The organism is Rheinheimera baltica DSM 14885, from assembly GCF_000425345.1.
GTDB lineage: Bacteria > Pseudomonadota > Gammaproteobacteria > Enterobacterales > Alteromonadaceae > Alishewanella > Alishewanella baltica.
Map to the genome: position 1 here is coordinate 1 of NZ_AUDG01000089.1, position 8114 is coordinate 8114.

The following is an 8114-nucleotide window of genomic DNA, read 5'->3' on the forward strand; positions in this document are numbered from 1 at the left end:
AATGCGGCTGAGCTGAATGGCGATGTGAACGTTACCATCAGCTTAACCGGCACCGGCGCGGTGGCAGGTGACACCTTAACCGTCAATGGCGTGGCCATTGTACTGACCCAGGCGCAGATTGATGCGGGTGAAGTCCTGACAACAGTAACCGCACCAGCAGATGGCGCGACCTTAACCGTAACGGCCACCATCACCGATGCTGCCGGCAATACCGGCGCAGAAGGCAGCGACAGTGCCATTATGGACACCAGCGCACCAAATGCCCCGGGCGTGACCATTACTGAAGATGCGAACAACGACGGTTATATCAATGCGGCAGAGCTGAATGGCGACGTGAACGTTACCATCAGTTTAACCGGCACCGGCGCGGTGGCAGGTGACACCTTAACCGTCAATGGCGTGGCCATTGTACTGACCCAGGCACAAATTGATGCGGGTGAAGTATTAACCACTGTGGTAGCACCAGCAGACGGCGCGACCTTAACCGTAACGGCCACCATCACCGATGCTGCCGGCAATACCGGCGCAGAAGGCAGCGACAGTGCCATTATGGATACTACTTTACCAACCTTGACCATTAGTACGGTTGATTCAACCCTTGCCAGCGGCGAGCAAACCAACGTCACATTCACCTTTAGTGAAAACGTTACAGGTTTTGACCTATCAGATATTGTGGTAACTGGCGGTACTATAACTGGCCTGGTGCAAGATCCAAATAATCCAAATGTATGGATCGCAGTCTTTACCGCTAATGGAACTGCAGCCATTTCCATTGCTGTAGCGAATGGCAGTTATACTGACATCGCAGGAAACCAGGGTGCTGGCGATACAGCAGTGATTAACAATGCGCCCGTTGCAACTAATACAAACTACACCGTTAATGAAGATCAGGTGTTGGTTGGCAGTGTGCTAACCAGTGACGTTGATGGTAATACAGTAGTAGTGCAAAGCTTTGTAATTAACGGTCAGACTTACGCCGCGGGTACCGAAGTTATTATTGAAAACCAAGGTACGCTGCAATTAAATGCCAACGGTGGGTTTACCTTTACGCCAAGTGAGCACTGGAGTGGTTCACTGCCTACCATTACTTACACAGTATCTGATCAACAAGGCGGTACATCGACGGCGGCACTTAATATAACAGTTACTCCTGTTGCCGACGCTGCCCTGCTTCAAGTGGCTGATGCCGTGTCTACTCAGGTAGGTGCAACTCTTATTACAACAGGAGCAAACGGCACTCAGACAGGCGCAGGTTTAAGTCAGGCGGCTTTAGAGCAAGCACTTGGTTTAACCAGTGGCTTCCTAGACAGCTTTGCCGCGCCTTCTGGTGCATTAGATGATCCAGGTAATATAGATACCATTGACGGTAACTTTACATCAAGCACGGCTAACTTAAATGCAGGGATGACTATTGGATTTAACTGGCGTTTTACCAACGGTGAAAACGTTACCAGCGAAATACAACAAGGTTATAACGACTTTGTGCTGGTTATTATTACTGCACCGGATGGCACACAAACCACCCAGTTGATTGCGTCGTCTGAGCTTTATGGCCCCTCAGTCAATGGTAGTGGCACATTTAACTTTACTGCCACACAAGATGGCGAATATCAGTTTGATTGGGTCATTCTCAATGGTCGGGATGATGGTAAAGATTCACAACTGAATCTGTCAGCACCAACAATTGTCGTAAATGGTGTTACCTACGGTGATATGGTTGACTTGACTATAAATGCAGCTGTTGTCGATGCCAGCGAAAGTTTGTCGATCACTATCACAGGCATACCGTCTGACGCCTTGCTAACAGCAGGTATTAAAAATGCAGATGGAAGCTGGACTCTTACGCAAGAACAGCTTGAAGGCTTAAGTTTGCTTACACCTGTAGGGTTTAATGGCCAACTTAACCTGACGGTTACCGCGACAACGACGGACGGTGCTTCCACCACATCGGTATCTGACACATTAACGGTTGATGTATCACAAACAACCAATACGGTACTGTCAGGCGACAACACCGCGCAAACCATGACAGGTACTGATAACGGCGATTTAATTATGGCCTACGGTGGTAACGACATCGTTAATGCTGGTGCGGGTAATGACGTGGTTTATGGTGGCCTTGGTAATGACACCATTAATGGCGGTAGCGGAAATGATGTGTTATTTGGTGGTGCCGGTAACGATATTCTAACTGGTGGCACCGGTGCAGATGTATTTGCATGGCAGTTGGGTGACCAAAGTAGCGGCACCGCAGCGGTTGATGTTATTAAAGACTTCAATACCGCTCAGGGTGATGTAATAGACCTACGCGATTTATTACAAGGTGAAAATAGCGACAATATCACCGACTACTTAAGCTTTAGCATGAGTGGTGGTAACACTACCATCAACATTAAGCACACTGGTTCGGGTAATGTTACCCAGCAAATTACGCTGGAAGGGGTCGATTTAAGCAGTTTTGGCTCAGATGCTCAGGCCATTATTGACAGCTTGATTAGCAGTGGTCACTTAAAAATTGACGGTTAATTGTTATTAATTATCAAGGCAACAAATAAAACGGGCGCATAAAGCGCCCGTTTTTTTAAGCATCATCGTCATCGAGATCCCAATCGTCTAACAGCTGACGCAGGCGTTTTTGTTCCAATAGATCGTCAATTTTGCGCCGTGCTTCTAACTTCTGTTTTGCTTTGATGTCTTTCACAACTACATCTTTGATGACTTCAACATCATCGGATAATTCATCTAGTTCAAAATCGTTGCTTTCTACCTGTGACATAAGCGCACCTCAGATTTTTTTGCTTATTTACCGAGATTTCTCAGTTAAAAACAGTGAATTATTTTTTTAAACACGATAAAAAAATTTCAATTAAGCGCTTCGGCTTCATTTAGCAATGAACGAAACCCCTGTTTGCGTGCAGAGGGTAGTGTTTGGCTATCTACAACTTGTTCAATAAAATCAATAACCTTTTCTTGTAAGCGCACGTTGTTCAGCCGGTTTATTCTGGCAATACCACCTGGGCTCATTACGTTAACTTCAATAAGTTTGCCGTTGATAACATCAATACCCGCAAAAAATAATCCATCCCGTGCCAGCTTGGGGCCAATATGTGCACAAAGACGTTTCTCTTGTTCAGTCAGTACATGCTTAATAACACTGCCGCCAGCGTGTACGTTAGACCGAACATCATCTGCTGGTGGAATTCGGCGCATAGCACCTATGGCTTTACCGTTTAACATTAAAATGCGAATATCACCCAGTTCCGCCCCTTCTACATATTCTTGTAAAATAACGTAATTACCGCGTTCTTGATCGCCGATGTAAAAGTCCAGTAAAGAGCGGGCGCTTTGTGCTGCAGATTTTTCCAATAAAATAACGCCTTTACCACCGTAACCATTTAACGGTTTTAAAATCATTTTCTCGCCAGGCGACTCTGCCAGAACTCGTGTCAGATAGTCCCGGTTTTTTGATACGTGCGTTACCGGAATAAATTCATTATTCGGGTCGTGTAATGATGCGGTATACATTTTGTTGTTCGCAATACGAACGCCATCTAAATCATTCATAATAAAAGTATCTTCGCGAACAGAGTCCAGAAAGTTCAGTACGATGGGGTCTAATGGCGGGTTCAGGCGGATAAAAATTGCATCAAAAGCGGCCAAAGGCAGTTTTTGCTGATTAAATTGTGCATGGCGATAAAAACTGGCGATATTGCTGGAAATTTTCTGGCCTTTAACAAACACGTTGCAAAAAGCCTGGGCAATACTGTCTCGCACCGTTAAGTTATTGGCATGGGTAATTGCTACACTATGTCCACGGCTCACGGCTTCGTGGATCATCCGAATGGTGCTGTCGCCGTCTGGCTGCACTTTTTCCCAAGGGTACATTAAAAAACAAATGCGCATAGCAATCTCAAATTACACTCGATGCGCTAAGCATACGAGAGCATGCTAAAAATGGAAGCGGATGATAGCCCAAAGACAAAAAAACACACGTGAATTTTGCATTAAGTGCTTCAGCTACTGCATCCGAAAGCCAAGGTGTGTCGTAACTGCCATTAACGGTTAACGTAAACAGGGTTACTAATGGAACAATCACAACAACAGCAGCAACTCTTGCAGTGGCTATACGCCACTGCGCAAGGTAACAAGCAGGCGTTTGAGCAGCTGTATCAAGCGACATCGGGTAAGTTGTTTTCGGTCAGCCTGCATCTACTGCGGCGGAATGATTGGGCCGAAGATGTATTGCAGGATGCCTATGAACGAATTTGGCATAATGCGGCCGACTACCACGCTGAGAAGGGCAGTGTGATGAGTTGGATGATCAGCATTACCCGTTATCGTGCGCTGGATTTATTAAAATCACGGCGGGTAAAGGCAGAGCATCTGGATATTACAGAAGAACTGGCAGACGGCGTTTCTGAAGAGGTGCAGCCGGGGGAGGCCATAGGCTTAGTTCGGGAAAAAGTTAAGCTGGACGATTGCATGCAGGGGCTGACAGACGAGCACCGGCAATCTATCCAATTGGCTTATTTTAACGGGCTGAGCCACCAGGAAATTACCGAGCATACCGGCTCACCACTGGGGTCAGTGAAAAGTTGGATCCGTCGTGGTTTAACCCAACTGAAAAGGTGCCTTGAAGCATGAAGTATCAAGATCAGGACTTACTCGACGCCCTGGCGGTCGACTTTATTCTTGGCGCTATGCGCGGTGCTGCGCGTAGACGTTTTCAACAACTCATTATGGCAAATCCTGCAGTACGTCAGACGGTATGGCGTTGGGAGCAGCATTTAAATCCGCTGGCTGAAAGCTTGCCAGCAACGCTGCCAAACCAGCGGGTATGGCAGCGTATACAGCAACGTTTGGGCTGGACCGCTCCCGAGGTGACGACGTTGCCTGCTAAACGTCGCCCAGTTTGGTTTGGGTTGGCGCTGGCGGCGTCATTGTTGTTAGCGGTGGTTATGCTTAAACCGATGTTAACGAGCCCACTGCAGCAAGACATTGCTGTTATTCAAACCAGTGATGCTAAAGCCTGGTGGTTAGTTAGTAAGGCCGAGCGCAAACTGACAGTAAAAGCCACTGCAGCGGTGGGAGAAAAGCAGCTTAACGATTATCAGTTGTGGATGCTGCCTGCTGATGGTGCAGCCCCGGTGTCATTAGGCTTGCTACCACAGCAAGGCGAACAAATACTGGATTGGCCTGCGGCTGCCGATGGCATTACCATTGCTGCGCTGGCCGTTAGCTTAGAGCCACTTGGCGGCTCGCCAACAGGACTGCCAACCGGGCCGGTATTGTTTACCGCTGAAATAATCACGCTATAACCTTTTCACTGTCAAAAAAACCGCTGCGGCGGTTTTTTTTATGTTTTTTTCCAATAGCTGCATCCAGTGGTGGCAGTCAGTCGTTTCTAGGTCGCAATTTAATCAATAAGGGCAACATAATATGAAACGTACAGCAACATTCCTCGCGGTAACCGCGGCGTTAAGTGCACTGACACTGATTGGCAATGTCCAGGCATCAAGCCACCGTGAAGCGCCAAATATTACCCGCACACCAACCGTTGATGCGACCGATTTTTATTTGTTTAACAGTTATGAAAGTGGCCGTGAGTCCTATGTAACGGTTATTGCTAACTATATTCCGCTGCAAGATGCCTACGGCGGGCCAAACTACTTTGCTATGGACCCTGCAGCGGTATACAGCATTCACATTGATAACGATGGTGATGCGATGCCGAATATGAGCTTTAACTTTCGTTTCAGCAACACCTTGGCTAATGATGGTGCAGGCGTAAAGTTACCGATTGGGCCAGAAGGTAATCAGAAAATGGTTGCTGTGCCGCTGAAAAACGTCGGTGGTTTAGGCGCTGACAATTCAGCGGCGCTGAATTTTATTGAAAACTACAGCGTAGAAGTCGCATCAGGTACCAGTAGCACAATGCTAAGCCCGTCGGGTGATGCGATGCAATTTACCAAGCCGTATGACTTTGTCGGCACTAAAACCTTCACCAGTGCAGACGCTTATCAGGCCTATGCCGATCAATATGTCTATGACGTTGCGCTGCCAGGTTGTGAAGCCATGGCTCGAATTTTTGTGGGGCAGCGCAAAGATCCGTTCGTGGTGAACTTAGGTGAAACGTTCGATTTGGTAAATTATGTGCCGGTAGAGGGTGATAGCGCACCGGGTGCCGGAGATGGTGCTGGTTTTCCAGGTGGCATAACGCAAAGCAGTGCAAACGATGATTTAGCCGATAAAAATGTAACAACGTTAGCCATAGAATTGCCTAAAGCTTGTATAACCGGCAGCGGTAACGGCGTGGTGGGCGCCTGGACTACCGCAAGCTTACCGCAAGCGCGTATCCTAAACCCAAATGCAACTTTCGCCCGTCCTGACGTTAATGGCGGTGCTTTAGTGCAGGTATCACGGTTAAGTAACCCGTTGGTAAATGAATTAGTCATTGGTCTTGCGGACAAAGACAAGTTCAACAGTAGCAAGCCGTCTGAAGATGGTCAGTTTGCTGATTACGTTACACATCCAAGCTTACCGGCGTTATTAAATATTCTGTTTAAAGACGCTGTTAACACCACTTTGGGTGCCAATATTACTGATTTAGCCCCTTCAAACTTTCCACGGCTGGACTTGGTTAATGCGTTTTTAACCGGTGTGGCCGGAGTTAATCAGTTGGCCACGGTAACCCCGTCTGAAATGTTACGTCTTAATACGGCCATTCCAGCTACTCCTGCGGCTATGCAGTCTGCTTTTGGTGTTGCAGGTAATGACTTAGCCGGTTTCCCAAATGGTCGTCGTCCGGGTGATGACGTGGTTGATATCGCGCTGCGCGTGATGATGGGAGCCTTGTGCCATGATATTCCGGTAAACGGCACCCCAACTAACCTGGGCTACTGTATGCCTGAGGATGCGCCGGTAGGTAATGTGCCTTTTACTGACGGTGCACCGCTGGATGCCAGTATGCTTAATACCAGCTTCCCTTATTTGCTGACGCCGCTGGCAGGCTCACCTAACTAAGGAGTGCATGATGAAAATGAAACACTATAGCTTTGCCGCAACACTGATTGCTGCTGCGATGCTGGCAGGTTGTAATTCTGATAGCAAACTTAACAGCCCACCAGTGATAGGTGCTAATAGCTTTGTAACACAGACCGATGTTGCCATTATGGACCGCATTGCAGCACAAGATGTCGACGGTGACAGCCTGATGTTTGAACTTGCTGCTTCTCCGACAAATGGCAGCGTTATGCTGGCTGATGATGGCAAGTTCACCTACACCCCGACAGCAGAGTTTACCGGCAACGACAGTTTTACCGTGACGGTAACTGATGGTGAGCTGACGGCGCAGGGCCAGATAGACATTACGGTTGAAATGGCAACCGAGTCGTTTCTGAGCTATTCACGCGCTGCGTTTGCCCAGCAGGAAGATGCGACACCATTGGCAATCAATGGCCGTATTTTTACGCAGGATGCCAGTGCGGAAGCCGATTACGCCGATCTATTGACCGGACAATAACCGCAAGCGGTAAAAGGGGCAGCGTGCTGCCCCCTTTATTTACGGTTCTATAGGTAGGGTATCACTATGAAGTTTTTCTATATTTGGTTGTGCCTGGTCAGCAGTTTGCCGCTACTGGCGCAATCGGTTAAGCCTGAGGCTACAGACGTGTTGTCACTGGGCAAAACGCTGCCGCTTACGCCAGCATTGCAAACATTAACGCAGCAGCTGGTACAACAGCCTGACAATGATGCAGTGCGCCTGGAAGCAGTGCAGTTAGTGCGTCAAGCAAAGCTTGATGCATCTTGCAGGGTGTAAGTCCCTGTCGGGTAAGGTGTAACTGACCACCCGTATCGAGTGTTGCGCCTATGGCGGAGCCAGTATTTTTTTTACTGACGAACAAGATAGGTGAAGCGTACACAGAGAATTAGTTAGGCCACAGGGGATACGTGTCCCTGAAGGTTGGTATCGCTTCGATAAGCACAATCTGACTGACGAGGTTTGTAACGCCACCGAAGTCCATGCAAAGCAGCCGTTAAAGTGAGGCTGTGACGAGTCAGCGGAGTTATCAAGCCGTGGCATGATTAAAGAGATGTATCAGGAACTTGAGAGA

General features: G+C 47.9%; 8 protein-coding genes. 6 read left to right on the plus strand and 2 right to left on the minus strand.

Features of this window, described 5'->3' with window-relative positions; all coding sequences use genetic code 11:
• A partial coding sequence (locus H595_RS0118810; RefSeq protein WP_027672551.1) for a beta strand repeat-containing protein occupies positions 1 to 2526 on the plus strand: 2526 nt, incomplete at its 5' end.
• 55 nt (positions 2527 to 2581) lie between these two features.
• Here the strand turns inward: H595_RS0118810 and H595_RS0118815 are convergent.
• On the minus strand, positions 2582 to 2776 hold the full coding sequence (locus tag H595_RS0118815) for a PA3496 family putative envelope integrity protein (RefSeq protein WP_027672552.1): 195 nt from the start codon (positions 2774 to 2776) through the stop codon (positions 2582 to 2584).
• 86 nt (positions 2777 to 2862) lie between these two features.
• Positions 2863 to 3903 (minus strand): glutathione synthetase, encoded by a 1041-nt coding sequence (locus H595_RS0118820; RefSeq protein ID WP_027672553.1) that lies wholly within the window; start codon positions 3901 to 3903, stop codon positions 2863 to 2865.
• 180 nt (positions 3904 to 4083) lie between these two features.
• Here H595_RS0118820 and H595_RS0118825 point away from each other — a divergent pair, with 180 nt between their 5' ends.
• The 5 genes from H595_RS0118825 (at position 4084) to H595_RS0118845 (ending at position 7819) form a co-directional block, all read left to right on the plus strand.
• Positions 4084 to 4644: a sigma-70 family RNA polymerase sigma factor gene (locus H595_RS0118825; protein WP_027672554.1), complete on the plus strand. Its 561-nt coding sequence runs from the start codon at positions 4084 to 4086 to the stop codon at positions 4642 to 4644.
• Positions 4641 to 5318 carry an anti-sigma factor gene (locus H595_RS0118830; RefSeq protein ID WP_027672555.1) on the plus strand — a complete coding sequence of 226 codons (678 nt, stop codon included), beginning with the start codon at positions 4641 to 4643 and terminating at the stop codon, positions 5316 to 5318. Before H595_RS0118825 ends, H595_RS0118830 begins: the two co-directional genes overlap by 4 nt.
• Positions 5319 to 5439: 121 nt before the next feature.
• The gene (locus H595_RS0118835; protein WP_027672556.1) at positions 5440 to 7023 is read left to right on the plus strand and encodes a DUF4331 domain-containing protein; all 1584 of its coding nucleotides are present in this window, start codon (positions 5440 to 5442) and stop codon (positions 7021 to 7023) included.
• A gap of 10 nt (positions 7024 to 7033) precedes the next feature.
• Positions 7034 to 7522, plus strand: coding sequence for an Ig-like domain-containing protein (locus H595_RS0118840; protein WP_240474945.1), 489 nt, complete (start codon positions 7034 to 7036; stop codon positions 7520 to 7522).
• A gap of 66 nt (positions 7523 to 7588) precedes the next feature.
• Positions 7589 to 7819 carry a hypothetical protein gene (locus tag H595_RS0118845; RefSeq protein WP_027672558.1) on the plus strand — a complete coding sequence of 77 codons (231 nt, stop codon included), beginning with the start codon at positions 7589 to 7591 and terminating at the stop codon, positions 7817 to 7819.
• Positions 7820 to 8114 lie beyond the last annotated feature (295 nt).